We start from the raw sequence: 24,994 nt of genomic DNA, 5'->3' as shown, positions 1-24,994 counted from the left end.
GGGTCGCTGTGCCGCAGACGCTGGGGAGCGGATGTGAGCGCGGGACGCCGGCGATTGGTCGTGCTCCTTGTGACACTGTGGACTTTTGCCGCCGCGCTGATGGCGCTGTACGCGCTGAGCGGGTTATGAGTGACGCACGATGCGGGCAATCGGTGGGCCATCGCCATCGCCTTCGCCTTCGCCGTGGCGGCCTCCGGAGCCGCGGACAAGGCGCTGAGTCCGTGGGCCGCACAGATCCTGCCAGTGCCCTCCACCGACCAGAACAACGGCCGGCCGGCCGCGCCGACGACGCCCCCGGACGCGGATCCCTCCGACGGCCCGGACGCGGTTCCGTCCGGCCCGCCGCCGGTGCCGCCCGGTGGACGGCGGTGGCTGACCCGGGATCGCGTGACGACGGCGGTGGTGTCGGCGGCCGTCACGACCGCGGTGGCCGGAGTGGTCTACGGGGTGCTGGCGCCGGAGGCCGCCCACGGGGGCGCGGCATCCGATGCAGCGGCCTCCAGTGCTCGGCCGTCCGCCCCCGCGACGACCACCCCGGACGACTATGCCCCGGTCTACCGGCACCGGACTCTGTCCTTGAAGAACTACCGCTATTACTTCGACCTGCGCGCGGGAGCGGTCAGCGGCTCGGAGACCGCCTGGAGTGTCGGCACGGACGCCGGTGGCGACGGCAACGGAGCCTTTGAACTCCAGCCGCTCACCGACGCCTTCGTCGTACCGGGGAAGGCCGTGCCGACCGCCGGGCAGTGCGCCGCCGAGGCCACTCGCCACCCTGCCGACGGGTGGCTGCACTTCCGGCAGGCGCCGCCCGGCAGCACGTTCTGCCTGCGTGACACGACGAGCGGCGACATCGCGGTGATCACCGTCATCGACGTCGACCACGGCAACTACGCGACCACGGACGACATCAGCTACTACCGCCGCCGCGGGTGAACCCGACCCGGGCCGACTCGGCGGTCAGAGGCCGAAGACCCGGCGGGCGTTCGCGGACAGGAACAGGTCGGTGGCCTCTTCGTCCAGGCCGAGATCACCGAGGTGTTCCAGTGCCTGGACAGGGGTGATCATGGGGTAGTTCGTGCCGAACAACACCTTCCTGCGGCCCCGGCCGCGCAGATACTCGACAAGCTCTCGCGGGTAGCGGCGGGCGGTGTAGGCGCTGGTGTCGATGTAGACGTTGGCGTGTTTGTCGGCCACGGCGATCATCTCCGTGGTCCACGGGTAGCCGATGTGACCGCAGACGATGGTCAGTTCGGGGAAGTCGAGCGCGACCTGGTCGATGTAGGGGATGGGGCGACCGGTCTCGGAGGGGCGCAGCGGGCCGGTGTGACCGACCTGGGTGCAGAAGGGGATGCCGAGGTCGACGCAGGCGGCGTACAGCGGGTAGTACAGCCGGTCGGTGGGCGGCAGTTGCCACAGCCAGGGCACGATCCGCAGCGCGATGAAGCCGAGCTCCTCCACGGCCCGGCGCAGCTCGCGCACGGCCTGGACGGGCCGGGTGAGGTCGGCGCCCGCGACCCCGCGCAGCCGTCCGTCGGCCTGCGCGACGAACTCGGCCACCTCGTCGTTGCTGATCAGCGGTCCCTGAGGCCCGTACCAGGCGGCCGAAAGACCGGTCTCCACATCTGCCGCGGCCATGGCCGCCACCGTGGCCTTGACCGGCAGCGGCTCCTCCAGCAGCCCCTGCCCCGTCCATCGGCGCAACGACTCGAACATCTCGTGGTTGGAATGACGGAGCGTGGGGTGCTGCATCCACACATCGATGACCGACACGGGCTCCTCGCCTCTCTCTCGTGGCATCGCCGCCGTACGACGACGCTGCCTGGCTGACGGACCGTCAATGTGCCTCTGTGACAGAGTGATTGTGCACGAGGAGATCAAAGCGAGGAGAGCGGTCATGGCGGCGGAGTTGAACGAGCTGGTGCGGAAGCGGCTGGAGGAGCCGAACTTCTGGTACGTGGCCACGGTGAGGCCGGACGGAGCACCGCATGTCACGCCGATGTGGGTGGGGCTGGAGGGGCGGCTGATCGTCTTCAACACCTCGGTCGGCCGGATCAAGGAGGAGAACCTGCGCAACGACACCCGGGTCCACCTCTCGCACGCCGACGCCGAGAACCCCTACGACCGGGTGCAGATCTCCGGCCGCGCGGTGCGTTTCGTGGAGGGCGAGGAGGCCGAGCGCGGCATGGACCGGCTGGCCCGCAAGTACCTGGGCCTGAACGGTTATCCCTGGCTGCTCGAGGGCGAGCGGCGGGTACACGTGCTGGTCGAGCCGGAGCGGGTGCGCCACATCGTCGGCGTCGAACCGTTCCGCCCGGGAGTCATCCCTTCCTGACCGGGACCTCCTGCATCACTGCCTGCCTTCTCCATGCCCGGCAACTGTGGCCGACTTCCGCGATTGTCAGTGCAGGCTGCCATGATCACCGTATGAACGAGACGAACGCACACCTGGCAAGGCGCCTGCTCGCGACCGACGCGGACGGCTGGACGGAAGCCGGCACCCGGGCCCTGCTCGCCGCCCTCGGCCGGGAGGGCCGCCTGCGCCCGGTGGGGCGGTTCGAGGAGGCGTACGTGAACGGCGAGGCGTACGTGGAGCTCGCGGTGCCGGTGCTGACGCCGGCCGGCCCGGGTGCCGCGGCCCAGGCGGCCGCCTTCCGCGCGGTGAGGGAGGAGCTCACGGCGGAACTCGGCGAGGCGTCGATCATGGGCGTGTACGGCGACCTGGGCCCGTTCTACGCCTCAGGGCCGGTCTGGGGCAGCCCGTACCTGCGCTGGCGCGGCCGGCCGAACACTCTGGAACTCCGAGCCGGTGCGGACGGCCCCGAGCTGGTGCTGCAGCCGACCGATCCGCTGGAGAACTGGTTCTGGCGTCAGGGCCACGGCGAGGAACACGCGATCAGCGGATTCTTCGGCAGCCGCAGCGACCCCGCGAACGCCGGCCTGGGCCACCCCGGCGGCTGGCGCGCACAGAGCTGGAAGACGGTGACGGGCTCGCTGGCGGACTTCCTGTCCACCCTCCCGGCCGAGACCACAGCCCTGGGCAGGCCGATCGGCATGCCGGTTTACGGCCGTGGGGCGGGCCCCGGCGCACCGCTCCTGTTCGAAATATCCTGCGACGACCGCCTGGCGATCGGCTGCTTCCCGCCGTACGACATGGACTCGCGACCAGAGGCCCTCGGCTGGGGCCAGGTGGCGGACCACCCGGCCACGCGGGAGGTGTGGGACGACGACCACGACCCCCGCTGGCGCGTCGACGCGGGCGGCCCGGGGGAGCCGCGGGGCCACGAACTGGCGGAGATGCTGGTGGCGACGGCACGCGCGGCGGGGGTGCAGCAGCCGGAGGACCTCATCGTCGGCGGCGAGGCGGAGTACATGGGCCCGTACCACGTCACGTTCTACGGCCTGGGTCTCCCGACCGGCTGAGGACCATGCCTGAGCCGGCCCGGCCACCGGCCGTTCGGGAGCCCGACCGCAGGGTCGGCCGGATCGTCACAATCTGAAGGTTGGCCCCCGCTGGTCCGCCGTCCCGGGACTTGGCGGACCGGCGCCTGCGAAGGCGCTCTCGCGGGGTAAACGGAACCTACGCCTCCACCGGCTGTGGCGGAAGCCCTTCCGATGTGTGGTCCAGGTCACCTCAGGATTCGGTGTCAAAAGGTGATCTCTTCGCCGATCCACTGCTCCCGAGCGACGGTGACGACCAGGGCGGGACCGGATCACCCTCTGTAAATCGGTCGGCGTGCTGGTGCAGGTCGCCGTGGCCGCGGAAAGGAGCCAGCGCAGCCTGCCGCGGTTCGACGCACACCGTTGCCTCGGCGACCGTGACGTCATCGGTCTCCCGGCCGACCGCATGGAACCCCACCGACGTGATGTGCGCTCCCGGTGACAGCCAGGGGCGGCGGATCACCGGTTCCAGGGAACGGGTGGTCGCGGCGGCGATGTCCTAGCCGCCGAGAGCCTCGGCCTGGCTGGACGCTGCGCGGACCTCGGCGTCCAGCACGGCCGACAACTCCCCGGCCGGGGCGCCCACTTTGGCCGGATCTCCGCGCGGGCGTGGGAGCGGGCCTGCACGCCGGTGCCCAGGACAGGACCGCAAGCACCGTGGCGTCCTCACGGGCCTGCAGCCGGGCGGAAAGCGCGGAGCGGACGTCGGTGCGTGCCGCGGTGACGGCCGTACCCGTCCAGCAGCGCCGGAGGCTCGCCGGTGTCAGAGGGAGGCCGGCTTGCGAGCCCAGGGCATCGACGTGGGTTGTTCGAGACCGCGCTGCGCGGTGTCCTCGCGGAAGCCGGCGGCGAACCCGGGTCGGACCGGCTGCCGGCCGTCTACCTGCGCTCCATCGGCAGCGCCGACGCCGCCCCGGAGACCGTCCGAGCGCTGGGGGAGGAGTACGCCGCCGCGCTCGCCGCCCTCTCCTCGGCCGACGACGGCAAGCTGCGCGCCCAGCTCGCCATGGCCTGGCTGCTCGGCATCGGCGTGATGCGCGTCGTCGTCGGCCAGGAGCCACTGGCGAGCGCGTAACCCGACGCGATCTGCCGCCACGTCCTCGCGGCACTCGACGGACGCCTGCGTGACGGGAAAGCGCCGGCGGGCCGGGCGGCGAAGCGGCGGCAGCCCGACGAGCGGCCGTAGCCGACGCGTCCGGTGAGGAGCGCGGTGAGGACGCGGTCGGCGGTGACCATGGCGCAGGACCACTCCCGCCGTCAGCCGTCGTGACCTTTGCCGCGCGGCCTCACAGTTGGATGGGCAGGTGGCGGGGGCCGCGGAGCATGGCGTTCTGCCGGTACGGCGGCGGGTCCTGGACGAGGCCTGCGGTGCCGAGGTGGGGGAGCAGCGCGCCGAGCGCGGCCTGGGCTTCGAGGCGGGCGAGGGGCGCGCCGTAGCACAGGTGGATGCCGCTGCCGAAGCCGAGGTGCTGGTTGTCGGGGCGGGTGGGGTCGAAGCGGTCGGGTTCGTCGAACCGTCTGGGGTCCCGGTTGCCCGAGGCGAGGGCAAGGATGACGGAGGTGCCTCGGGGGATGGTGGTGCCGGCGACGTCGAGGTCGGCGTGCGGGATGCGCTCGCGCATGTGGACCGGTGGTTCGTAGCGCAGCAGCTCCTCAACCGCTCGCGGCATCAGGCCGGGTTCGCGGCGCAGGCGGTCGAGCTGGTCGGGCCGGCGCAGCAGGGTGAGCACGCCGTTGGTGATGAGGTTGACCGTGGTCTCGTGTCCGGCGATGAGGAGCAGTACGGCGGTCTCGGCGAGCTCCTCCTGGGTGAGCCGCAGGGTCGGGTCGGGCTCGTTGACGAAGGCGGAGAGCAGATCGTCGCCCGGCCTGCCCCGGCGCTCTTCGGCGAGATTCACCAGGTAGCCGCCCATCTCGATCCGCGCCTGCTCGCCGGCCTTGTCGGTGTCCGCGGTGTCCTCGTCGGCCCTGACGTCCGCGGCCGCGACCAGGGCATCGGACCAGGCCCGGAAGAGCGGCTCGTCCTCTCGGGGCACACCGAGCAGGCGGCAGATCACGGTGACGGGCAGCGGATAGGCGAAGTCGTCGACGATGTCGATCTGCCGGCCCGCCTCGAAGGATGTCATCAGTTCGCCGGTGATCCGGTCGATCTCACCGCGCATTCCGTCGACGCGACCGGGGCTGTGCGGGGGTCCGAAGGGCCGCATGGCCAGGGTGCGCAGTCGGTGGTGTTCGGGGTCGTCGAGCCGCAGGAAGGGCGGCTTGTGGGCCACTTCGCCGCGGGTACGGGGGTCGGCACTCATCCGTGGGTCGTGGAGCAGAGCGGCGATCTGGTGGTAGCCGCCGACCAGACAGGTGCCGCCTGCCTGCCACACCACCGGTCCGGCCTCGCGGAGCTCCGCGTACAGCGGGTAGGGGTTCGGGCGACTGGCGTAGTCGGTGATCCGTGCCAGCAAGGTCTCGGAGTCCATGACGGCTCCTCGTCGTTGTACGGGACGTGCGTCACACCACCGTCAGCCGGCGGTCGGGAAGGTGACCGGTGAGCGCGACGGTCGGGCCGTGGGAGAGCACCGACGGATCGGGTACGAGGGAGGGGATCGGGATGTCGGCCGCGATCGCCCGGTCCGCCGCGCCGGGCGGCGGGGGGAACGGGGCGGCCGTCTCGATCAGGTGCCGGTAGTAGTCGAGGCACTTGGCCATGTCGACGGTGACGGCGGCGGTGACCCGGCCCTGGTAGCCGTAGACCATCGCGAGACGGCGCGCTTCGAGGGAGCCCTGCGCGATGACCACGTGGTCGGAGTAGGTGGGCACGCCCACCGACTTGATGTTGAGGCCGAACTGGGTCGACCAGAACACCGGGACGGCCAGGTGCGGGCGCTGCAGCGGCCCGGGGCTGACCATGTTGTGAGCCGCCACCTCGGCCTGCTCGACCGCGTTGCCCCAGTGTTCCAGGGACAGCATCTGGTAGCCGAAGAGCGGGTGGGGGAAGCGGGACACGTCGCCGGCCACGAAGACGTCGTCGGTGACGATCCCGTACATGTTGAAGGCGCGGCACCCGGCGTCACAGGCGATCCCGCGCGGGCCCGCCGCCAGCCCGGAGTCGGCCAGCCACTCCACGTTGCGGACCGCGCCCAGTGCCACGACGCACACGTCCGCCTCGACGTGGCCGCCGTCGGACAGATCCGCGCCGGTGAAGGCGCCGTTGCCGTTCAGGGCGGTGACCGTCACCCCGGTGCGCAGGTCCACGCCGTGGTTGCGCTGCATGACGGCCGCGAGCTTCGACAGTGTGCCGCCGAGCGCGCCCACCAGGGGCGCGGGGCCGCGTTCGGCGACCGTGACCTGCAGCCCCAGTTCACGGCAGGCGGAAGCGATCTCGGAGCCGGTGAATCCGCCGCCGATCACCAGCACCCGTCCCGGCCCGGCGGCCAGCCGCTCGGCCAGCCCCTCCCCGTCCTCGCGCGTGCGCAGCGTGAACACCCCGTTCAGGGCGGCTTCCTCCGGGTTGGGCCAGGGGCGCGCCCGGGTGCCGGTGGCGATCAGCAGCCGGTCGTACGGCAGTGACTCGCCGTCCTCCAGCAGCACCCGTTTGGCCAGCAGGTCCACACCGGTGGCGCGGACGCCCAGCCGCCACTCGGCCTCGGGGTCGCGGCGCATCGGCAGCTCGAGGGTGTCCGCCGTCGCCTGCCCGAGCAGCACCTGCTTGGACAGCGGCGGCCGGTCGTAGGGCACGTGGGGCTCGTCGCCGACCACGGTCAGTGAGCCGGTGAAGCCCTCCTCGCGCAGCGTCTCCGCGGCTCGCAGCCCGGCCAGGGACGCGCCGACGATGACGATACGGCCGTCTTTCAGGTCACCGGGCACCGGTGCTCACCTCTTCACCGAGGAGGATGGCCTGCACCGGGCATGCCGCGGCGGCTTGGCGCACGCGTTCTTCCTGGTCGGCGGGCACGGCCGTGGCATAGAGCAGCCCCTCCTCGCCGTGCAGTGCGAACACCTCCGGCGCGAGGAACACGCACTGTGCATAGCCCTGGCAGCGCGTGAGGTCGACAACGGTCCGCATCTCCACCACTTCCTCCGCTGTCACACCCCCCTCACCTCCAGCATGGGCCGGGAGCCGGAGGCCCGCACGGCGACTGCTCGAGGGACGCCGCCGGTCCGTCGTCAGCCCAGTGCGCGGGCGGGGCTGAACGTGACGCCGACAAGGGCGAGGCGGCTGAACGTCCGGAGGAAAACGCCCAGTTGCGGCCCGTGTGGCTGATCTCCTCGGTGCGCGCGCCGACATGGCCGACGCCGGTGAACATCTCCGCGCAGGCCATGCGGTTTCGTTCCGGACGCCGTGGCAGAAGGCACCCGTCGCTGACCTCTGGGGGCGGAACGGTCGTCGCCGGCCTGTGGTGCCGGGCTCGGCCGAGGCCGGCGGTGCCGAGGCCGGCGGGCAGCACCCGATGTGCGCGGCGCGGGTTGCCCGACAGATCCGCTGAGGTTGTCCTCGTTCTGGATCGACGATCCGGTCAGGCTGCCGACGATGCGGCGGGTGCCGAGGACCAGGTCAGGCGTGGCGACCGTCAGCAGGTCGGGCGCGGCGCCGACCGCCACCAGCGTGCCGCCCGGGGCCGGTCCGCGAACGGGTGGGTTCATGGACGTACCGCCGGAGGCCGTGGCGACGATGACCCATGCGCCGCCCTGGTCGGCCGGCGCCCGTGCAGAGGTCGGTGCCGGTGCTCTCGATGTAATCGTGGGCGCCCGGGCCCCCTGCATTCCCGATCCGGGAGGTCACCCTGACCGGGCGCTCGGCCCGACATCGGACTCCTCATCCAGCCGCGTCTAGCCGGCCAGTTGCTGATAAAGCGCGGAAGGGTCTGCGGCGAGACCTGCCTTGACCTGCCGGGTCCGGTCGTCGGCGAGCACCTCGAAGGCGCCGCTCTCGATGCCGTCGAGTGCCTGTTCCGCGACACTCTGCGGTGTGACCTTGGGCGCGTCGACATGGGCCGCCAGGTCCGTGTCGATGTAGCCCACGTGCAGACCGGTGACACCGATGCCGCGCGGCCGGAGGTCCAGCCGCAGCGAGTTGGTCATCGACCACAGTGCGGCCTTGGAGGCGCTGTAGGAGCCGGCGAGGGCGATCCAGGAGAGCACGGAGTGGACATTGAGGATGTGGCCGCCGCCGTTTCTCTCGATGACGGGGACGAAGGCCCGGGCCACGCTGAGCGGACCGTAGAAGTTCACCTCGAACTCCCGGCGGATGTCCTCGACCGGGCTGTCCAGAAAGGACGCACTGACCGCGCCGGCGGCGTTGTTGACCAGGATGGTGACGTCCTGGGCCTGCTCTGCGGCCGCGGCCACGGATGCCGGGTCGGTCGTCTCCAGGGCAAGCGCCACCGCGTCCGGGTGGGTCACGGTGCGGGGGTCGCGCGCGGTCGCGTAGACCTTCTTGGCGCCACGGGTGTAGAGGCTCTCCACCACGGCCTTTCCCAGGCCGCGGCTTCCACCGGTGACGAGGACGACGGCGTCTTGGATGGTGGTCATACATATCTCCCAACAGGTAAACCGATCGGTTTCCAGAACGGTAAACCGATCGGTTTCCGAGTGCAAGGGAGGGGAGTAGTCTCATTGCGTGACCACGACAGACAGGGGCTCCTCGCGCGATCGGCTGCTGGACGCGGCGAGCGACCTGTTCTACCGCGAGGGCGCGGGTATCGGCGTCGAAGCCCTCTGCCAGGCGGCCGGGGTGTCCAAGCGCTCGATGTACCAGCTGTTCGGCAGCAAGGACGAGCTCATGGCGGCGAGCCTGGAGCGGAGAGGCCCGGCATACCAGGCCCTGCTGATGACGGAGGACGAGACCGGCTCGCCCCGCGGCACCATTCTGCGGGTCTTCGAGCGGCTGGAGGAGCTGGCCGCCCGCCCCGACTACCGGGGCTGCCCGCTGGTGGCCACCGCGATCGAGGACAAGGACCCGGGGCATCCGGCGAGCGAGGTCGTCCGGCGGCACAAGCAGGAGATGACGAACTTCTTCCAGCGCCAGGCCGAACGGGGCGGTGCCCGCGACCCCGAGACGCTCGCTCAGCAACTGACCATGGTGTTCGACGGCGCGAGCGCCCGCGCCGTCGTCCGGGCGGAACCACTGAGAGGCCTCGCCGTCACCACGGCCACTGCCCTGCTGGACGCGGCGGACATCCCCCGCGGGTAGCCGCGCACGGGCGCCCTCCTGTCGGGAAGGCCCAGTGCTGTGCGCCGGGCGAGTCGCGACCTGCGGTGCGGTGCATCGCACGGCGGTGCGGGCACTCCGGGCGCCATCGTCTCGTGCTGGGTCGATGCCCTGGTCAACAACGCCGGCGTCATGCCGCTCGCCCTCATGGAAGAGCTGGGCGCCGACGAGTGGAGCCAGACGCCGCGGCCGTCCTCCTCACCATGAGGGAGCGCCGGTCCGGGCACGTCATCACCGTTGCCCACCGTGTGGACGGGCCCGGAGGCGTCTCGGGCCCGTGCTCATTCACGTCTCTCGGGCCGGCGCCGCCTGCACCTCGTCATGGGGTTCCGCGTGTGGGGCATGACGGAGACCTCGCCGATCACCTCGGTGCACATCCGCCGGGGCGAAGCGTTCCACAACGGTGAGGAGCCACACGCCCCACCGCCGGGAGGTGGGGCGCATCTCCATTACGGCCCCGTAAGGCCGGACGTAACGTCCCTGTAACTCCGCAGCCACGCACCCGCATGCGAAGAAGGGGCACGGCTGTCCTCGACCTCCCCAACCGACGCGATCACCCAGGTGGCACGATGAACCCCACTTCCCCCCATTCGCTGCCGCGCCGCTGGTGGCGCCGAACATGGCCGCGCCCTGCCTCCGCCGCGGGGCTGGTCCTGTCCCTGATCGCAGTGGTCCTCGGACTCTCCCCGGCCCCCGCGCACGCCGCGAGCCTGCAGGAGGTCACGGGCTTCGGCTCCAACCCCGGCAGCCTGCAGATGTTCCAGTACGTCCCCGACAACCTGCCGTCCGGCGCGCCGTTGGTCGTGGCCCTGCACGGGTGCACACAGAGCGCGAGCGACTACTACAGCCACTCCGGCTGGCCCAAGTACGCCGACATGTACGGCTTCGCACTGGTCTTCCCGCAGACCACCAGCTCCAACAACGCCAACTCCTGCTTCAACTGGTACCAGTCCTCCGACTACACCCGTGACCAGGGCGAGGCACTGTCGATCAAGCAGATGGTGGACTACGCCAAGTCCCACTACGGCAGCGATCCGAGCCGCGTCTACGTCACGGGACTGTCGGCCGGCGGCGCGATGACCTCGGTCATGCTCGCCGACTACCCCGACGTGTTCGCGGGCGGCGCCATCGACTCCGGTATCCCGGCAGGCTGCGCGACCGACCTGTCCAGCGGTCTGACCTGCGAGTACAACGCGGTGAACAAGACGCCGCAACAGTGGGGCGACGCGGTGCGCAGCGCGTCCGGCGGCTGGGGCGGGCCGTGGCCGCGCGTCGCGATCTGGCAGGGCACCGGCGACACCACGGTCAACCCCGCCAACGCCACCGAGGAACGGGACCAGTGGACCAACGTCTGGGGCATCGGCCAGACCCCGTCCTCGACCACGAGCCTGACCGGCGGCACGACACAGGCCATGTACAACGAGGCGAACGGCAAGCCGGCGGTGGAGACCTTCTCCGTCTCAGGGATGGCACACGGCCTCGCGGTGAACCCCGGGTCCGCCACCGACCAGTGCGGCAGCACGGGGACGTACTACCTCAACTACATCTGCTCGTCGTACTGGACCGCGAAGTTCTGGGGTCTCGACACCTCCGCCGGGAGTGGCACCGGCAGCCTCCCGGCGCCCACCGGGCTCACGGTGACCGGCACGACCGACACCACCGTGTCCCTGTCCTGGTCCGCGGTGAGCGGCGCGGCGTCGTACAACGTCTACCGGGACGGCACCAAGGTCGGCTCGGCGACCGGCACGTCGTACAGCGACTCCGGGCTCAAGTCCGGTACGCGGTACGGCTACACGGTCGCCGCGGTGGACTCCGGCGGCGCGGTCGGCTCCCCGTCTTCGGCGGTCGCGGCCACCACCACCGGGTACCAGCCGCAGTGCTTCACCGACAACAACTACAACCAGGTCGCGGCGGGCCGCGCTCACCAGAGCGGCGGCTACGTCTACGCCAACGGATCCAACCAGAACATGGGCCTCTACAACGTCGCGGTCACCCACACCCTTGAGGAGACCTCGTCCGGCTACTACGTCATAGCCGACTCCGGCTGCCCGTCCTGACGGTTCGGACACGCACAACGCGTCGGCGGCCCCAGGCGCGGTAGCCGCAGTAGACCGCGCCGGTGATCCCGTACCGGCCCTGGACGGTGGTCACCGGCACGCCGGCGGACCAGGGTTCCTGCCGGCCGCCGGGCGGGAGCCTCGGTCAGTACCCGACCCGGAAGGTCGCGTCCTGCCGGTCCGTGGTCGTGGAGATCGGGTCGATGCGCAGCACGTAGTTCGAGTGCCGTATGTAGCGGGTCGGGTTGTTGTAGGAACGGAAGGATGCCCATCCCGCGTCCGCCAGGCCTGCTGTGCGGTAGAAGGTCGCGTCCGCGGCGAACGTCGACGTACCGTCGTTGACGTCCAGTTGCAGCTGGTAGTCGTAGTGGCGGAGGTAGCGGGTCGGGTAGTTGACCGACCGGAACGAGACACCCCCGGCGTCCGCGAGGCCGGGGACGAGCGTCCACTGCGAGTCGGTGGGCGGGTCGACGGGGTACTCGTCGATCCGGCCGACGAAATTGCTGTGGCGGACGTAACGGCCCGGATTGTTGTAGGACTTGAGGCGGTTCCAGGTGGGCGCACCCCACTTGGCGACGAGGTTGTCGTACTCGGTCCTGCTGATGGCCGTGATGCCGCAGTGCTTGGAGTTCAGCGGCTGGGTGTAGGTCTTCTGGTCGAGGGCCGTCCAGGTGCCCGTGGCGAGATCGTTGGTCTGCCAGGCATAGAACACGCCGTTGGGCGTGTAGGTGTCGCCCCACAGGTACCAGGTGTTCGAGGTCAGCGATCTGACGAGGGTAGGGGCCTCGGTGCCGCCATGGGAGACGGCCGTGCTGAACTCCGTGAAGCTGCCGGGCTCGAGGGAGGTGGATCTCGCTCCGACGAGTGTCTGGTTCTTCTTGAAGTAGAGGTAGTTGACGCCGTTCACGCCGACGGCCATGTCGCCGTCGATCACGTCGTAGCCGGGGTCGAAGAAGACCTGGGGTGCGGAGGCGGTGACGAAGTCGGTCGTGTAGTTGACCATGACCACGTTGTGCCCGCTGCCGTTGACGGCCGAGTAGATGACCGCGTACTGGCCCCGGGCCGCGTCCCAGAAGGCCTCGGGCGCCCAGCAGTGGGTGTTCATGTCGTGCAGCTTCAGCCGGTGGTAGCCGGTGAAGGTGCGCAGGTCGGTCGAGTACCAGACGTGGATGTACTGGCTGACGTAGGTCCAGTCGGTGCCCTTGAGGTCCGTGGCCAGGACGACGAACGTGCCGTCCTGTTTGCGCAGGATGAAGGGATCGCGCAGCCCGAGGTCGCCCTCGGTGGGCGTGACGACGGGGTTGTTCTGGTTCAGGGGCATCCAGTTGAGCGAGTCGGCGCTGACGGCGAGGTGGAGGCCGTAGTCCGTGCCCTCGCCGAGGCTGGTGGACTCGGTGAAGTAGCACATCACGTACGCCGAGTCGGCCGCGTGCGCGGTGCCGGCGCCGAGGGTGAGCGCGCCGGTCACCGCCAAGGGGGTGGCGGCCGCCATGCCGAGGAAGTGGCGACGGGAGGTGGTCATGCGTGCTCCAAGGGGGAGTGGGGCCCTTCAGGACGGCAAGCGCTGTTTGGAATATCGAACATGGTTCGGTTAATCGGTCAGAAGGTAAGACGTGGCCATGTCCGCGTCAATCCTCGTGCGTCATCGGCCCAAGGCGAACGGCCCGGCGCCCCACCCGCAGCGCCTGCGTCACCCCCCGGATAGCGTGGGGAGGTGCAGTTCAACAGGCGTGAGAGAAGATGGAGTCACACCGTCGCCGCTCTGGTGATGGCTGTGCTCGGCGTGGGCATCCTTGCCGCGAACATCGTCGAGGTCGTCCAGGGCGATGACCGGATATCCGACCTGCGCGCACACGGGCGCCGGGTTCCCGGCAACGCCTCCGTCCTCGGCACGTGCTCCACCGGCCGCGGCGCCGAGTGTTCCACGAGCGCGGTATGGCTCAGCTTCCACGATGCCAAGGGGCTGCCACAGTTCACGTCCGAGGCCCGCCTGGCCCACACCCTCTATGTACCGAGCGGCCCGAGGGACGACGAGGGCCATGTGCACACCACTGTGGTCTACGACCCGGCAGACCCGGAAGACGCGCAGGCGGTCGGCGTACTGCGCTGGAACGCATGGAACCTGATCGAGCACCGATGGCTCGCCTTCACCATCGGCCTGGTGCTGGCCGCGGCCGGTGCGGCGGCACTCGTCGGCGACCGGCTCCGCGACTGAGGGAAGCGACGCCGGGCGACCTCCTGCGCGGGGCGATGGTGGCTTGGTAATCGCTTGCAGGGGCTTTGCTCGAAGGCTCAGCATGACGGTTCCCACTCGTTGTTCGTCGGTACCTGGCCTAGGCGCCCGGGCGCGTGAGGAGTGATCGCGAGCTGCGCGGAGTCATGACGAGTGGATGACGGTGTCCCGTGTCTTCCGAAGGGGCTGGATGTGCCAGAGCCGTTTGATGCCGTGACCCCTGCTGCTGCCGCGGGCGGGGCCGGGTGCCCGCCGCGGGTGCCCGCACCGCCGACAGTCGGCGTGGAGGAGGAGTTCGTGCTGGCCGACCGGGGCACCAGGTCGGCCGTCTGCAGGTCGCGTTCCGTTGTCCGTGCCGCCGGCGATCGCCTCGGCGGGCAGCATGTGGCACCCGAGCTGTCGCAGTCCCAGGTGGAGACGGTCAGTGAGGTGTGTCGTACGGGCGTCGAACTGGAGGCGGAGATCATCCGATTACGCACGGGGGCGGCTGCCGCGGCGGCCGAGCACGACTGCCTGCTGGTGCCCAGCGGCGTGGCGGTCCTGGGCCGCTCCGGGCCGCCGCCCGTCCTGGACCAGGCACGGTACCAGGCCCTCGCACGCCGCTTCGGGCCGCTGATCCACGAGCAGGGCGTGAACGCCTGCCACGTGCACGTCGGCGTGGCCGACCGGGAAGAAGCCATACAGGCGGTCAACCACCTGCGGGGCTGGATGCCTCTGCTGTTGGCCCTGACCGCCAACTCCCCGTACTGCGACGGGAGTGACACCGGATACGCGAGCTGGCGCTCGGTGGTGTGGAGTCGATGGCCCTCGGCAGGGCCCCCTCCCCGCCTGCGCGGCACGGCCCACTACGAACAGGTTGTCGGCCAACTCGTGGGCAGCGGGGCGGCGCTGGATCCGGCCATGGTCTACTGGCACGTCCGGCCCTCGGCGCATCTTCCCACCATCGAGGTGCGCATCGCGGACGTGCTGCCCGACGCCGCGGCCACCACCGCGTACGCACTGCTCGTCCGCGCCCTCGTCGGGCATGCCGTGGAGCTGGTACGCGCCGGGGAACTCGCGCCCGACGTTCCCGATCTGCTGTTGCGGGCCGCGTGCTGGCAGGCCGCCCGGCACGGGCCGAGCGGGACCCTTCCCGGCACCCACACCCACGACTGCGCTCCCACGAGTGCCGGCCGGCTGATCGAGGAGCTCTGGAAACGGGTCGAGCCCCACCTCAGCCGGCACGGCGACGATCGGCGCGTCCGCGACTGGCTGGGCGATGTCCAGCTGAACGGGTCCGGCTCCGCGCGGCAGAGGCGTGTGGCGGAACGGCACGAGGACGGCCTATGGGCTGTGGTGGACGACCTGGCCGTCGAGGTTCCGTGAATCCGAGCCGGACGTCAGGACGACCGCGGAGAACCTGGCGCGCCACGCGGCTGGGGAGGATGTGGCTGGTGTTGCCCTCGTTGCGCAAGCCGCAGGAGTGGGAGCGGTTCGTGGACGGGCGAACCGAACTCGGCTGCACTCCGTCGACATCGACGGACACCCTTGGGTCTACGGTGGTCCCGAGGGCTCTGTTCGGAAACCGAGCGCAGCCCGGAGGACTCGGCTTCGCCGAACCGTGCCGCTCCTGCCCGTGCGGGGGGTGCCATGAAAGTCGAAATGATCCAAACGGCCGCCAACGTTCTCTTCGACGTACCGGACGAGATGCACCAAGAGATCATCATGCTCATCAGCGCGGTCACCGACGACACCGAGACACGGGCGCCGGACCTCGCGGCCGCCTTCGGGGAGTGGTGCTGGCTCGTGTACACGATCCGCGGCGACGTGGTCGAGGTGCTGGACGTCGGCTGCGCTCGCTGACGCCGTCGGTGCGGGGCGTGACCGACCGCCCGGCCGCGGAGGCGCACCCGGACCGCCCGCACGGAGCTGCTCACGGCCGTAGGCGCGCCCGCCACCGGACTCCGCGGGCCGGCCCGTCCCGGCCGCCGGTCGTCCCGGGCCGGAGCCCCCGTGCCCGGCGCCGGCACGGCCCGACGATGCCGCCGCATGTGCTGCGGACAGCAAGGCGTGGCCTGACCCTGCCTCAGGCACCGTCCTGATCCGCTCAGGTGGACCGTCACCCGTGCCTACCATCGGCCCATGACGACTGCCCCCACCGCCTCGCTGGCCACCGCCCAACGCTCGCTGGGCGACCCCGCCTGCCGCTATCCTCTGTGGCCTCCGCTGACCAGCGGCTGCCCGAAGACGAGCACGGACGACGTCGCATACCCGGTCGAGGTGGACTACGCGTACGACCGTGTGCCCGCCGGCCTCTTCGGCAGTCGCCCCCCTCGCACCGGCCTCGACCACTGGGCCCCACTTCTCCCGCCCCTCGCCGCTCCCGGGCTCGGCGAGGGCGGCACCCCCCTGGTGGAGCTGGAGCCCGGGGTGTTCGTCAAGGACGAGGCCCGCAATCCGACCTGGAGCCACAAGGACCGGCTCAACCGCTGCACCGTCAGCGCCGCCCTGGCCTCCGGCGCCCCCGGCGTCGTCGTCGCGTCATCCGGCAATCACGGCGCCTCCGCCGCGGCGTTCGCGGCGCGTGCCGGGCTGCGCTGCGTCGTCCTCACCTCCACCGACCTGCCACCGGCGATGGACGCCTTCCTGCGCGCATACGGCGCTGTCGTGCTGCCCGTGCCGGTCGAAGCACGCTGGCCGCTCACCCGACGGATCGCTGAGCACGTCGGGCTGCAGCCCGTCAGCAACCAGACCCGCACCCATACCGGCCACGCCTTCGGGCCCGAGGGCTACAAGACGGTCGCGTACGAGATCCACGCCGATCTCGGTGTCCCCGCGGCCGTCTTCGTCCCGACCGGCTACGGCGAGCTGCTCTTCGGCATCGGGAAGGGCTTCGCCGAGCTGCGCCGCCTCGGGGTGACGGACCGGGTCCCCCGGCTGATCGCCTGCGAACCCGCCGCCGGCGGACCGCTTGCCGCCGCCCTGCGCCAGGGGCTGCCGGCAGCGCATGTGGATGTCGGCGCCACCGACGCGTACGGCATCGACTGCCCGGTGAACAGCTACCGCGGCGTACTCGCGGTGCGCGGCAGCGGAGGCCGCGCGGTCCTGCTCACGGACGAGCAACTGTACGCGGCCCAGTCCGAGTTGGCCCGGGCCGGCCTGTGGGCGGAGCTCTCGGCGGCGGCCGGCCTGGCGGGGCTGCGGGCCTGCGCCGACGAGGACTTCGACGGCCCGGTGGTCTGCGTGTCCACCTCCAGCGGGTTCAAGGACCGAGGGGTCGGGCGGCACCGCAGCGAGCCGGTGGCACCCGAGTGGACTGCCGTGCGGGCCCGGCTGCGCGCGGCCGGGCTCGGCGAGTGAGCGTACGGTGATCGGCCACGGCACGGACAGCCCTTGAGCGGTTCAGCGACGGTGGTGTTCACCCTGCCCATGTGCGTGGTCGTGCTCGTGGTCGTGGTCGCCCTGGTTCGGTGAGCCGCTCATCATGCGCAGCATCGCCGGACCGCCGGTGCGCAGGAAACGGACCAGGAGGGCGGCGGCCAGCAGCAGGAAGGCGATGTTGAGCCAGGTCGTGTAGTTCCAGCTGACGCCCTCCGCGGGGATCTTCGCGTCGGCCTGGTCGGGGACGAGGCCCAGACCCCCGAAGACGAACTCCACGACATAGCCGGCCACCGCCATCGCCGCGAAGAAGGTGCCCAGCAGGAAGGCGGCCATCCGGGCGCCGTAGTACTTCCGGTAGATGTTCAGGATCGGCAGGATCAGCAGGTCGGCGTAGATGAAGGCGATGACACCGCCGAAACTGATGCCGCCCTTCCACAGCACCACGGCCAGCGGCACGTTGCCGATGGAGCAGACGAACGCGGCGATGGCCACCACCGGCCCGATCAGCGGCCCGATCAGCTTGGCCGCGAGCGGATGGCCGGCCAGGAAGAAGCTGTGCCAGAAGTCGTCCGGCACCCACGCGGCGATCGCCCCGGCGATCAGGAGTCCCGCGACCAGGTCACGCAGGATCGCCGCCCACTCCATGACGAAGATGTGCGAGACGGAGGTGAGGCCGTCGCGGGAGAGGAGCCGGCGCAGGAAGCCGCCTTCGCCGCGCAGGGACATGTCCATCGCCGCGTGCCCCTCCATGGACCCGGCCAGCCCGCGCTCGGCCTGTTCCCGCGCCTGCCGCAGCAGCCGCTCACGCAGGAGGAGCCGGAACAGCAGCGCGAGTACGACGATCATGATCGGACCGCCGACGAACTCCGCCGCGGTGAACTGCCACCCCATCAACAGCGCCAGGATCACGCCCAGTTCGACCACAAGGTTGGTCGAGGCGATCTCGAATCCCATCGCCGCCGTGAAGTCCGCCCCCTTGCGGAACAGCGAGCGGGCGAGCGCGACCGCGGCGTACGAGCAGGACGACGAGGCCGCGCCGAGCCCCGCGGACAGGGCGAGCGTACGGGGCCGGTCGTCGCCCAGCAGTCGTACGACCGTCTCCCGGTGAACCACCGCCTGGACGACGGCGGACAGCGTGAAGCCGAGGATCAATGCCCAGGTGATCTCCCAGGTCATGGACCCGGCGATGGACAGAGCGTGTCCGATCGCATGCATGATGCACACCCTTCGCCGTCATCTGCCGTCAGTGGGCTCGATGATATACCCCATGGGGGTATATCGCATGGACAGGTGTGCTGGCGGTGGTGGGAAGCCGTGAAGAGGCGGCCTGGGACGAACGTCGGCTCGAGCGGCGAATACGCCGTGTACCAGCTGGTGTTCGAGGCCGTCGGCCGGGTCGTGAACGAGGTCCTGGCCGAGCGCCGGCCGGCGAGCGGGGCCCGGTCGGTGCACCTGCGCCACCCGGGCGGGGGCGGCCGGTACACCCGGACATCATCGGCATCGAGCAGGAGGATTCCCGGATTGCGGGACGATCGAGGCGGCTCTGCGCCGGCGCGACTCCACCTGGCCTCGGTGACGGGGTGTCCGCCGCGGTCAGCGCCTAGATCCGGCAACGGCGGCGGCGGGCCCCGACCTCGGCGGCCGCATCGTCCGGGACGCAGGCCGGCGGGGGGCCGGGGGGAGCCGGGGGGGGGTGAGGGATGCGGGTTCAGCGGGGAGGGGCGGGCCCTGCGTCAGCCGATGAGTGAGCGGAACTGCTCGATCGTACGGCGTCGCATGGTGAGGAAGGCGAGCCAGGAACCGTCGGCGTAGTGCAGCCGGAAGCGGGCCATGAGCTGGGTCCGGGGCCGGCGTTCGACCCGGGTCACCCACGCACGCGGCACCTCCCACACCGGGGTGCCGTCCAGCGGCTGGACCAGTCCGATGCGCTGGTCGGTCACGCGCATCAGCAGCGCGCCGGAGGTGCGCGGCATCCCGGCGGCGATGCTGCCCGCCCCACCCGACTGCGCGCCCACGGAGTTGACCATGTGGTTCGCGAGGGATGCCCCGATACCGATGCCCTTGGCACTCTTGGCGGGGACGACGGAGGCGTACGCCAAGAGGCTTTCACCGGGGGCCAGTTGACTGTGGGCGGAACGCTCACGGAGGGCGGACATGCTCACGATCATAGGCGACTGAGACGGAGCAGGCGGCAAGGGGTGGCGCGCTCCGGCCGCCCCGCGCAGAGCGGGACGGCCCGAGGCCTGAAGTCGGTGGCGAGGAAAGCGAAGAGGCTAGATTCAAGGAGTGGTGAGAAGGAAGCCCCTTCATGGCCTCGCCATGGCCCACGTTAACAGTCAGGCGGGGATCAGGTCGCGCAGATTTTCGACGGTGACGATCTGCGACCCCGGGTGCAGCCCCTCGGGTCGTTCCAGGCCGATATAGGTGACGGGGCCCGCCGGTACGGTCTTGCCGTCCCACAGGGTGATGGCCGTCCCGCCACAGGCCATGAGGCCGGTGAGGTACCGCACCGTGACCTGTTCGCGTTCGACGATGCCGCGCAGCAGGGTCGCCACCGTCACCCGGTTGCCCTCGACGCGGTTGGAGGTCGGGGTCCCCTTCAGATACAGGTGCAGCCACTTGGCGTGCCACCGGCCGTCCGGGGCACGCAGGAACGCCAGCGGCAGCGCGACCCGGCCCGGACCACGCAGCTCCGACTTCATCCGCACCGTACGCGGCTCGAACGGGCGGCCCTTCTGCTCGGCCTCGCGCAGCATGAACCCGAAGAACGACTCCTCGACCTCCTCGAAGCCCTCCCCCGAGAAGATGTTGACCTGCGGGACGATGCAGCTGCCCCGCACGGCGCCCAGCCGCAGGTTGATGAACTCCGAGGCCCCGTCCGGCGCATCGGTGATGTCTCCGGAGTGCTCGCCCTCCGCGTCTCGGAGATTGGTGTACGACAGCCAGGAGACGGTCGCGTAGTCGGCGTTCAGCAGCAAGGCCGACAGGTCGAAGTCGGTGGTGCGCCGGGCCTGTTTCCAGTAGACGAAGAAGCGCAGCAGCTCTCCGTCGACGCGGGAGAGCGAGCCGCGCGGCAGCACACCGAGACCGGGGGCGGTGGCCCTGCCGCTCAGTGGCAGCGCCACGTCCAGGACGTCCGGGTCGACCAGCAGGTGATCCGGGGCGGGCAGTCGGCGGCGCACCTCCGCGTCGAGCGCGGCGATCACCCGGTTCCGCTCCGGTGCAGGCACCGGCGGGCGGGTGTCGTCGGTGACCCAGGCCCGGCCGAGGCGGTTGACGAACACCCGCCGCCGACCGGTCTCCGCGCCGCGGTTGTGCAGGTGCTCACGCACCGACAGCAGGACCCGTCCGGAGACGCCGGGGGCGGCCTCCTCGGCGGCGGACACGACGGCGTCGCGCTCGTCCTGTGTGCGGGCGGCGCGCAGCAGCCGGTCCAGGGAGCGCAGCAGCTTGCCCGGGGCAGCCTTGAGCAGCTCGGCCGCGCCGATGGTGTCGCCCACGCCGAACAGCTCCTCCACCCGGCTGTCCAGGGAGCGCGCCGCCTTCTCGCCGCGCGCGACGGCGAACACCTCGGCCGCATGGGGCCACTGCGGGTACTCGTGCGGGTGCAGTCGCTCGCCGAGCCTTTTCCACATCTCGCGGTGTGCGTGTACGTCGGCGAGTTTCGCCGGAGTCGCGGCCACGACCGCGTCCAGGCCCGTGAGCAACGCCCGGCGCACCCCACGGGGCAGTGCCCGCAGCCGCGTCGGCTCCTGGAGCGTCACGTCACCGCCCGACAGCGCGCAGGCCAGCCGGAGCACATCGGTGACGGTGTCCAGCAACAGACCCGTACCGGCCGTGAGCCGGGCCTGGTTGACCACCGCCCGCGTCTCGCGCACCGGGATCCGATCGGGCTGCGGCCCGTGTGCACAGACACCGGCGAGATCCTGCAGATCCCGCAGGTCGTCCTCGCCCAGCGGCGTGCTGCTGCCCGCCAACGCCACGTACACGGCTTCCAGTTCGTCCTCCACCGTGCCGCCCAGGTGCAGGACCGTCAACCGGTCGCCCGCAGCGCCCGCCAGCTCGTCGTGCCGGGCGAGCATCTCGGCGTACGTGTGCTGGTAGTTGCCGTACGCGGGGAGGGTGAGCAGGTTCACCACACCGGCGCTGAGCTGCTCGAGCGTGCTCGTGCGCGACCTGTCGTCGGCGAGGGCCTCGGTGATGCACCGCATCCAGAAGTCGAAGGTGTCCGGCACGTTGGCCGGGAAGTCGATGAAGTACGCGTTGTGCCGGACATGGTCGCCGACCATCTCACGGACCGTACCCAGCGTCGCCACGGCGGTGTCGACCACCGTCTTCTCGGGCAGCCCCGACAGATGCTCGAGCAACTCGGCCGAGAGCTTGAAGCCCACGGACATCAACGCGGCGTCGAACTGCCGCGCCGCGACGGCACCTTCACCGCTGGGCCCCGTCGGGGCGGGCAGGCGGTGGGTGTGCCGGATGACCAGGGAGTGGAGACGATGGACCATTGCGGCATGGTCGCAAGGCAGAGCGAGCCGGCGCACCCGGTTTTCGGGCATGTGCACCGAGGCTGCCCCGCCCCGTACTGCTGCCCGGCCGGCGTTTAGCGGTACTGGGCTGACAACGAGTCGAACAGCTCTCGTCCGGTGCCTGCAGAAGTTCGCCAAGCTCCCAGGGCGCCCGCATCAGGGCGGCAACTGCGGCAAGAACCCGGATGCCTGAGGGCCGAGCGGGGCGAGAAGGCCGCAGCCAGCCTTCACCGGCCAGGTGGCTCCTTGTGCTCAGCCCGCCGGGTGAACGGCCGAGGCTCTCATCGGGGTGAGGCTGGGCGGGCCGGCTGCGCCGGTCGGGTTTCCGCGGCGCCTGCTGGTGGGCGCCGACGGGGTGCTGGTGGGTAGTCACGCAGAGCCGACGGACAGGGCCTGGGGCACCGTCCCGCCCGCGCGGTCAGTGCTCGTCGTCCGGCGGCAGGGTGGGCACATCGGCGCGGAAGAGGCTGATCAGCAGTCCGTACGGCTTGCCGTCGGCGGGGCTTGTCGGGTGTGGCTCGGCGGTCATCGCGCGCAGCCTCGCTTCCAGCGCGTGCGCCTCGGCGTCGGTGAGCCAGACGTGGCGCAGCGCGGTGTGCGAGGCCTGTCCGGGCTTGTCCGGCAGCATCTCGCCGAGTGCGGCGTTGATGAGGAACTCCGGCCCGACCGGAGCGTCCGGGTGCACTCTGAAAGTACGGCTGACCAGGGCGAAGTACTGCTCGGTGCCACCGCGCACCTGGCGGGTCTCGGCCAGTCGGACCAGCCCGGCCTCGCGCAACACGCGCACGTGGTAGCCGATGGTGCCCTTGCTCGTGCCGAGGGCGTGGGCGAGCTGACGCAGGGTCGCGGGGCGCTGTCGCAGCGCGTTGACCATGCGGTGACGTATCGGGTGACCGAGGGCTTTGAACTGCTCGGGCAGTACGAGGTGGACCTCCTCGCCCTGGAGTCGCTGTTCCTGGTCGGAGTCGCTGCCGCGTGCGGGTGGCTGATCTTCTGCCATGAAGGAAAGTGTCCACGAACCTAAACGCTTTTGACAACTCGGCCTGCCGGCCGCAGAATCCCACGTTGTGGAAGTGACGAGAATTCTCGTCACTTAGTTTTCGTGAGACCTCAAGGAGCCCGATGCCCCTCGCCACGGCCCGCGTCGCCACCGCTCGCCCCGCGCGCCATCTCAAGCGGCTGCTCGCACACATGGGACACAAGGCCACTGCCACACTGACTCCTGACGGCCACGGCGCGATCACGGTGGCCGCCGGGACCTGCAGCCTCACGACGGCTCCGGACGGGCTGGAGCTGACCGCCGTCGCGGTCGACGAGCGGTCGCTGGCCTGCGTCCAGGACGTGATCACACGTCACTTGGTGCGCTTCGCCACCCAGGAGGAGCTCGTCGTGGAGTGGAGTGCCCCGCTCGACGGCGGAGAGCTGGAGCCCACCGCCCCCGTCGTCGGTGACTACCTGCTCACCCACCACACGCCGGCCGACGACGTCCTCAGGGAGCTGGCCGTCGCCACGCGCGAGGCCGCCGCCGGCGCCGCGCACATGCAGGTCTCCTCCGACGAGGGCACGCTGCTCACCATGCTGACCAGGCTGACCGGTGCCCGCTTCGCCGTCGAGGTCGGAGTCTTCACCGGCTACTCGACTCTGTGCATCGCCCGCGGCCTGGCCGAGGGCGGCCGACTGCTGGCCTGTGACGTGAGCGAGGAGTGGGCCGCGATCGGCCGGCCGTACTGGGAGCGTGCGGGCGTCGCCGACCGGATCGACCTGCGCATCGCGCCTGCGCTTCAGACGCTGCGCGCGCTCGACACCGATCCGGTCATCGACATCGCCTTCATCGATGCCGACAAGGGCACCTACCCGGCGTACTACGAGGAGATCGTGCGCCGACTGCGTCCCGGCGGGCTGGTGGTCCTGGACAACGTCTTCCTCGGCGGCCGCGTCTTCGACCCCGCCTACCAGGAGGAGCACCACCTGGCGATACGGCGGCTGAACGATCTGATCGCGGCCGACGAGCGGGTGGACTCGGTGATGCTGCCGGTGCGCGACGGGGTGACCATCGCCCGGCGCCGCTGACGCGCTGACTGAACCACCTGATATCACGGCAGCTGCTTCTGGCGGCCGGGAGACAAGCGCCTTGGCAGGATGGTGTCCACCCTGCTGCCTTGATGCCCGCCGAGAACGTCGAACGCCACGTGGCCACTGACCGCATCCTGGCCACTGATCCCTACGTTCTCAACGGCGTTGCCACACACAGCGATGTGGAGTTCGTGCCTTCGTTGGTCGCGCCTGGTTTGGAGGATCTCACCTCCCGGGGTGAGCCGATGTCTCCGGCGGCCAGGTACTCACGGTGTATGAGGCGGGACAAGTCGCCATTCCCCGGAATGGCCAGGTGGGAGCGTCAGGTCACGGCGGACGGCCGCGTAGTACCCGTCACGTGCGGCGCGTTGGCGCTTCAGCATGGCTGACCAGGTTTCCGGGCTATGAGTCTGGTCTCGCACGAACCCTTCCATCTCCATCACCACGACGACCCATTCGCGGGCTTTCTCCACCACGTCCGGGGTGCCAAGCATCAACAGTGCCTCACCGGCCGGGTCCCGGGCATCAGCGGCATCGGCCACGTCAGGCGCCGCTTCCTCAGGCGAGAGGGGGTGCGGGTGAGGGTCGTTGCCGAGGTGCGCCGCGACCCGGTAAGCCAGGGTGACACTCCGCTTCAGCGACCTGGCGTAGTCGGCGTAGGCCGTCAGCCGCCGCTCTTCCCAACGGGCCGCCTGCTCGCGACGGAAGCGGGCTTGGTCGCCGCGCGTGCTCGCCAAGTACGATCCAAGGGCACCGATGACCACCCCGATCAGCGCGGGGAGCTGTTGCATGAACGCCGACATGGCCACACGGTATATCGCTGGTGGCAGCTGCGACTTGACGGCGTTTCCATTCAGGTCGTCGGCAGCGGCCGGCCAGGACATCCACCAAGCGTTCCTCAAGCCTGCCGCCTCATCACCCTGCGCCGACCGCGCTCACTGCTTGAGCAGCTCTTACCGAGCGCTGGAATGATCTGTGCCGCACAAGCAAAGCGGAAGGTGGTTCGGTGAAGCGCTCCGGGATCGGTGGAGGCTCTATGCGTTGGCTCCAGCCGCCGGTTGGGGCTGGTGTTGAGCGTAGTGGTTGGTCTCGTGTTCGTGGG

Annotated in this window: 23 protein-coding genes; 12 read left to right on the top strand and 11 right to left on the bottom strand. The window is 70.6% G+C overall.

Going from position 1 to position 24,994, the window contains the following annotated elements; genetic code table 11:
• The first annotated feature begins 129 nt into the window (after window positions 1-129).
• Window positions 130-933 carry a hypothetical protein gene (locus ACWDEN_RS03755; RefSeq protein WP_351610409.1) on the top strand — a complete coding sequence of 268 codons (804 nt, stop codon included), beginning with the start codon at window positions 130-132 and terminating at the stop codon, window positions 931-933.
• 24 nt (window positions 934-957) lie between these two features.
• Here the strand turns inward: ACWDEN_RS03755 and ACWDEN_RS03750 are convergent, their stop codons facing one another.
• Window positions 958-1,770, bottom strand: a complete 813-nt coding sequence (locus ACWDEN_RS03750; protein WP_351610407.1) for an amidohydrolase family protein — start codon at window positions 1,768-1,770, stop codon at window positions 958-960.
• Between the two features lie 124 nt (window positions 1,771-1,894).
• Between ACWDEN_RS03750 and ACWDEN_RS03745 the strand changes: the two genes are divergently transcribed.
• The 4 genes from ACWDEN_RS03745 to ACWDEN_RS03730 all read left to right on the top strand — a co-directional run bounded on the left by ACWDEN_RS03745 (window position 1,895) and on the right by ACWDEN_RS03730 (window position 4,513).
• Complete coding sequence (locus ACWDEN_RS03745; protein ID WP_351610404.1) at window positions 1,895-2,332, top strand: PPOX class F420-dependent oxidoreductase; 438 nt, start codon at window positions 1,895-1,897, stop codon at window positions 2,330-2,332.
• 92 nt (window positions 2,333-2,424) lie between these two features.
• Window positions 2,425-3,420, top strand: a complete 996-nt coding sequence (locus ACWDEN_RS03740; RefSeq protein WP_351610403.1) for a hypothetical protein — start codon at window positions 2,425-2,427, stop codon at window positions 3,418-3,420.
• Between the two features lie 395 nt (window positions 3,421-3,815).
• Window positions 3,816-3,941 (top strand): hypothetical protein, encoded by a 126-nt coding sequence (locus tag ACWDEN_RS03735; RefSeq protein ID WP_450857034.1) that lies wholly within the window; start codon window positions 3,816-3,818, stop codon window positions 3,939-3,941.
• Window positions 3,942-4,243: 302 nt separating this feature from the next.
• Window positions 4,244-4,513 (top strand): TetR/AcrR family transcriptional regulator, encoded by a 270-nt coding sequence (locus tag ACWDEN_RS03730; RefSeq protein ID WP_351610400.1) that lies wholly within the window; start codon window positions 4,244-4,246, stop codon window positions 4,511-4,513.
• Between the two features lie 211 nt (window positions 4,514-4,724).
• On the opposite strand, the gene ACWDEN_RS03725 is transcribed toward ACWDEN_RS03730, so the two are convergent.
• The 4 genes from ACWDEN_RS03725 to ACWDEN_RS03710 form a co-directional block, all read right to left on the bottom strand.
• Window positions 4,725-5,909 (bottom strand): cytochrome P450, encoded by a 1,185-nt coding sequence (locus ACWDEN_RS03725; RefSeq protein ID WP_351610398.1) that lies wholly within the window; start codon window positions 5,907-5,909, stop codon window positions 4,725-4,727.
• 31 nt (window positions 5,910-5,940) lie between these two features.
• Window positions 5,941-7,296: an NAD(P)/FAD-dependent oxidoreductase gene (locus tag ACWDEN_RS03720; protein WP_351610395.1), complete on the bottom strand. Its 1,356-nt coding sequence runs from the start codon at window positions 7,294-7,296 to the stop codon at window positions 5,941-5,943.
• Window positions 7,286-7,495 carry a ferredoxin gene (locus ACWDEN_RS03715; protein ID WP_351610476.1) on the bottom strand — a complete coding sequence of 70 codons (210 nt, stop codon included), beginning with the start codon at window positions 7,493-7,495 and terminating at the stop codon, window positions 7,286-7,288. Before ACWDEN_RS03715 ends, ACWDEN_RS03720 begins: the two co-directional genes overlap by 11 nt.
• A 764-nt stretch (window positions 7,496-8,259) precedes the next feature.
• Window positions 8,260-8,961 (bottom strand): SDR family oxidoreductase, encoded by a 702-nt coding sequence (locus tag ACWDEN_RS03710; RefSeq protein WP_351610392.1) that lies wholly within the window; start codon window positions 8,959-8,961, stop codon window positions 8,260-8,262.
• Between the two features lie 88 nt (window positions 8,962-9,049).
• On the opposite strand from ACWDEN_RS03710, the gene ACWDEN_RS03705 reads away from it, so the two are divergent.
• Window positions 9,050-9,622, top strand: a complete 573-nt coding sequence (locus ACWDEN_RS03705) for a TetR/AcrR family transcriptional regulator (protein WP_351610389.1) — start codon at window positions 9,050-9,052, stop codon at window positions 9,620-9,622.
• A 587-nt stretch (window positions 9,623-10,209) separates the two neighbouring features.
• A complete protein-coding gene (locus ACWDEN_RS03700; RefSeq protein WP_351610387.1) occupies window positions 10,210-11,697 on the top strand; it encodes an extracellular catalytic domain type 1 short-chain-length polyhydroxyalkanoate depolymerase in 1,488 nt (495 codons plus the stop codon).
• Window positions 11,698-11,842: 145 nt separating this feature from the next.
• On the opposite strand, the gene ACWDEN_RS03695 is transcribed toward ACWDEN_RS03700, so the two are convergent.
• Window positions 11,843-13,219, bottom strand: a complete 1,377-nt coding sequence (locus ACWDEN_RS03695) for a glycoside hydrolase family 43 protein (protein WP_351610384.1) — start codon at window positions 13,217-13,219, stop codon at window positions 11,843-11,845.
• A gap of 192 nt (window positions 13,220-13,411) precedes the next feature.
• Between ACWDEN_RS03695 and ACWDEN_RS03690 the strand changes: the two genes are divergently transcribed.
• The 4 genes from ACWDEN_RS03690 (at window position 13,412) to ACWDEN_RS03675 (ending at window position 17,269) form a co-directional block, all read left to right on the top strand.
• On the top strand, window positions 13,412-13,912 hold the full coding sequence (locus ACWDEN_RS03690; RefSeq protein WP_351610382.1) for a DUF3592 domain-containing protein: 501 nt from the start codon (window positions 13,412-13,414) through the stop codon (window positions 13,910-13,912).
• Window positions 13,913-14,188: 276 nt separating this feature from the next.
• Complete coding sequence (locus ACWDEN_RS03685) at window positions 14,189-15,295, top strand: carboxylate-amine ligase (protein ID WP_351610379.1); 1,107 nt, start codon at window positions 14,189-14,191, stop codon at window positions 15,293-15,295.
• Between the two features lie 276 nt (window positions 15,296-15,571).
• A complete protein-coding gene (locus ACWDEN_RS03680) occupies window positions 15,572-15,772 on the top strand; it encodes a hypothetical protein (RefSeq protein WP_351610377.1) in 201 nt (66 codons plus the stop codon).
• A 279-nt stretch (window positions 15,773-16,051) separates the two neighbouring features.
• Window positions 16,052-17,269: a threonine synthase gene (locus ACWDEN_RS03675; RefSeq protein WP_351610374.1), complete on the top strand. Its 1,218-nt coding sequence runs from the start codon at window positions 16,052-16,054 to the stop codon at window positions 17,267-17,269.
• Between the two features lie 42 nt (window positions 17,270-17,311).
• Here ACWDEN_RS03675 and ACWDEN_RS03670 read toward each other — a convergent pair whose 3' ends face one another.
• From ACWDEN_RS03670 to ACWDEN_RS03655, 4 genes are all read right to left on the bottom strand, one after another.
• Window positions 17,312-18,505, bottom strand: a complete 1,194-nt coding sequence (locus ACWDEN_RS03670; RefSeq protein WP_351610371.1) for a permease — start codon at window positions 18,503-18,505, stop codon at window positions 17,312-17,314.
• A 518-nt stretch (window positions 18,506-19,023) separates the two neighbouring features.
• On the bottom strand, window positions 19,024-19,446 hold the full coding sequence (locus ACWDEN_RS03665) for a hypothetical protein (protein WP_351610369.1): 423 nt from the start codon (window positions 19,444-19,446) through the stop codon (window positions 19,024-19,026).
• Between the two features lie 180 nt (window positions 19,447-19,626).
• The gene (locus ACWDEN_RS03660; RefSeq protein ID WP_351610366.1) at window positions 19,627-21,798 is read right to left on the bottom strand and encodes a TerD family protein; all 2,172 of its coding nucleotides are present in this window, start codon (window positions 21,796-21,798) and stop codon (window positions 19,627-19,629) included.
• A 439-nt stretch (window positions 21,799-22,237) separates the two neighbouring features.
• Entirely contained in the window at window positions 22,238-22,819 is a 582-nt protein-coding gene (locus tag ACWDEN_RS03655; RefSeq protein WP_351610364.1) for an ArsR/SmtB family transcription factor, read from the bottom strand.
• 122 nt (window positions 22,820-22,941) lie between these two features.
• Between ACWDEN_RS03655 and ACWDEN_RS03650 the strand changes: the two genes are divergently transcribed.
• Window positions 22,942-23,889, top strand: coding sequence for a DUF2218 domain-containing protein (locus tag ACWDEN_RS03650; protein WP_351610361.1), 948 nt, complete (start codon window positions 22,942-22,944; stop codon window positions 23,887-23,889).
• Between the two features lie 269 nt (window positions 23,890-24,158).
• On the opposite strand, the gene ACWDEN_RS03645 is transcribed toward ACWDEN_RS03650, so the two are convergent.
• Entirely contained in the window at window positions 24,159-24,695 is a 537-nt protein-coding gene (locus tag ACWDEN_RS03645; RefSeq protein WP_351610358.1) for a hypothetical protein, read from the bottom strand.
• Window positions 24,696-24,994: the final 299 nt, after the last annotated feature.

The organism is Streptomyces sp. NPDC001153 (genome assembly GCF_053598315.1).
The sequence above is the reverse complement of the archived record's forward strand: the minus strand, read 5'-3'. Positions and strand labels throughout refer to the sequence as shown.

Excerpts from the sequence above, each read along its gene's own strand:
- ACWDEN_RS03675 (WP_351610374.1), top strand. The coding sequence starts at position 16,052 with ATGACGACTGCCCCCACCGCCTCGCTGGCCACCGCCCAACGCTCGCTG.
- ACWDEN_RS03665 (WP_351610369.1), bottom strand. The coding sequence starts at position 19,446 with ATGTCCGCCCTCCGTGAGCGTTCCGCCCACAGTCAACTGGCCCCCGGT.
- ACWDEN_RS03700 (WP_351610387.1), top strand. The coding sequence starts at position 10,210 with ATGAACCCCACTTCCCCCCATTCGCTGCCGCGCCGCTGGTGGCGCCGA.
- ACWDEN_RS03695 (WP_351610384.1), bottom strand. The coding sequence starts at position 13,219 with ATGACCACCTCCCGTCGCCACTTCCTCGGCATGGCGGCCGCCACCCCC.
- ACWDEN_RS03740 (WP_351610403.1), top strand. The coding sequence starts at position 2,425 with ATGAACGAGACGAACGCACACCTGGCAAGGCGCCTGCTCGCGACCGAC.
- ACWDEN_RS03710 (WP_351610392.1), bottom strand. The coding sequence starts at position 8,961 with ATGACCACCATCCAAGACGCCGTCGTCCTCGTCACCGGTGGAAGCCGC.
- ACWDEN_RS03645 (WP_351610358.1), bottom strand. The coding sequence starts at position 24,695 with ATGTCGGCGTTCATGCAACAGCTCCCCGCGCTGATCGGGGTGGTCATC.
- ACWDEN_RS03725 (WP_351610398.1), bottom strand. The coding sequence starts at position 5,909 with ATGGACTCCGAGACCTTGCTGGCACGGATCACCGACTACGCCAGTCGC.
- ACWDEN_RS03655 (WP_351610364.1), bottom strand. The coding sequence starts at position 22,819 with ATGGCAGAAGATCAGCCACCCGCACGCGGCAGCGACTCCGACCAGGAA.
- ACWDEN_RS03745 (WP_351610404.1), top strand. The coding sequence starts at position 1,895 with ATGGCGGCGGAGTTGAACGAGCTGGTGCGGAAGCGGCTGGAGGAGCCG.
- ACWDEN_RS03680 (WP_351610377.1), top strand. The coding sequence starts at position 15,572 with ATGATCCAAACGGCCGCCAACGTTCTCTTCGACGTACCGGACGAGATG.
- ACWDEN_RS03660 (WP_351610366.1), bottom strand. The coding sequence starts at position 21,798 with ATGGTCCATCGTCTCCACTCCCTGGTCATCCGGCACACCCACCGCCTG.
- ACWDEN_RS03670 (WP_351610371.1), bottom strand. The coding sequence starts at position 18,505 with ATGCATGCGATCGGACACGCTCTGTCCATCGCCGGGTCCATGACCTGG.
- ACWDEN_RS03650 (WP_351610361.1), top strand. The coding sequence starts at position 22,942 with ATGCCCCTCGCCACGGCCCGCGTCGCCACCGCTCGCCCCGCGCGCCAT.
- ACWDEN_RS03715 (WP_351610476.1), bottom strand. The coding sequence starts at position 7,495 with ATGCGGACCGTTGTCGACCTCACGCGCTGCCAGGGCTATGCACAGTGC.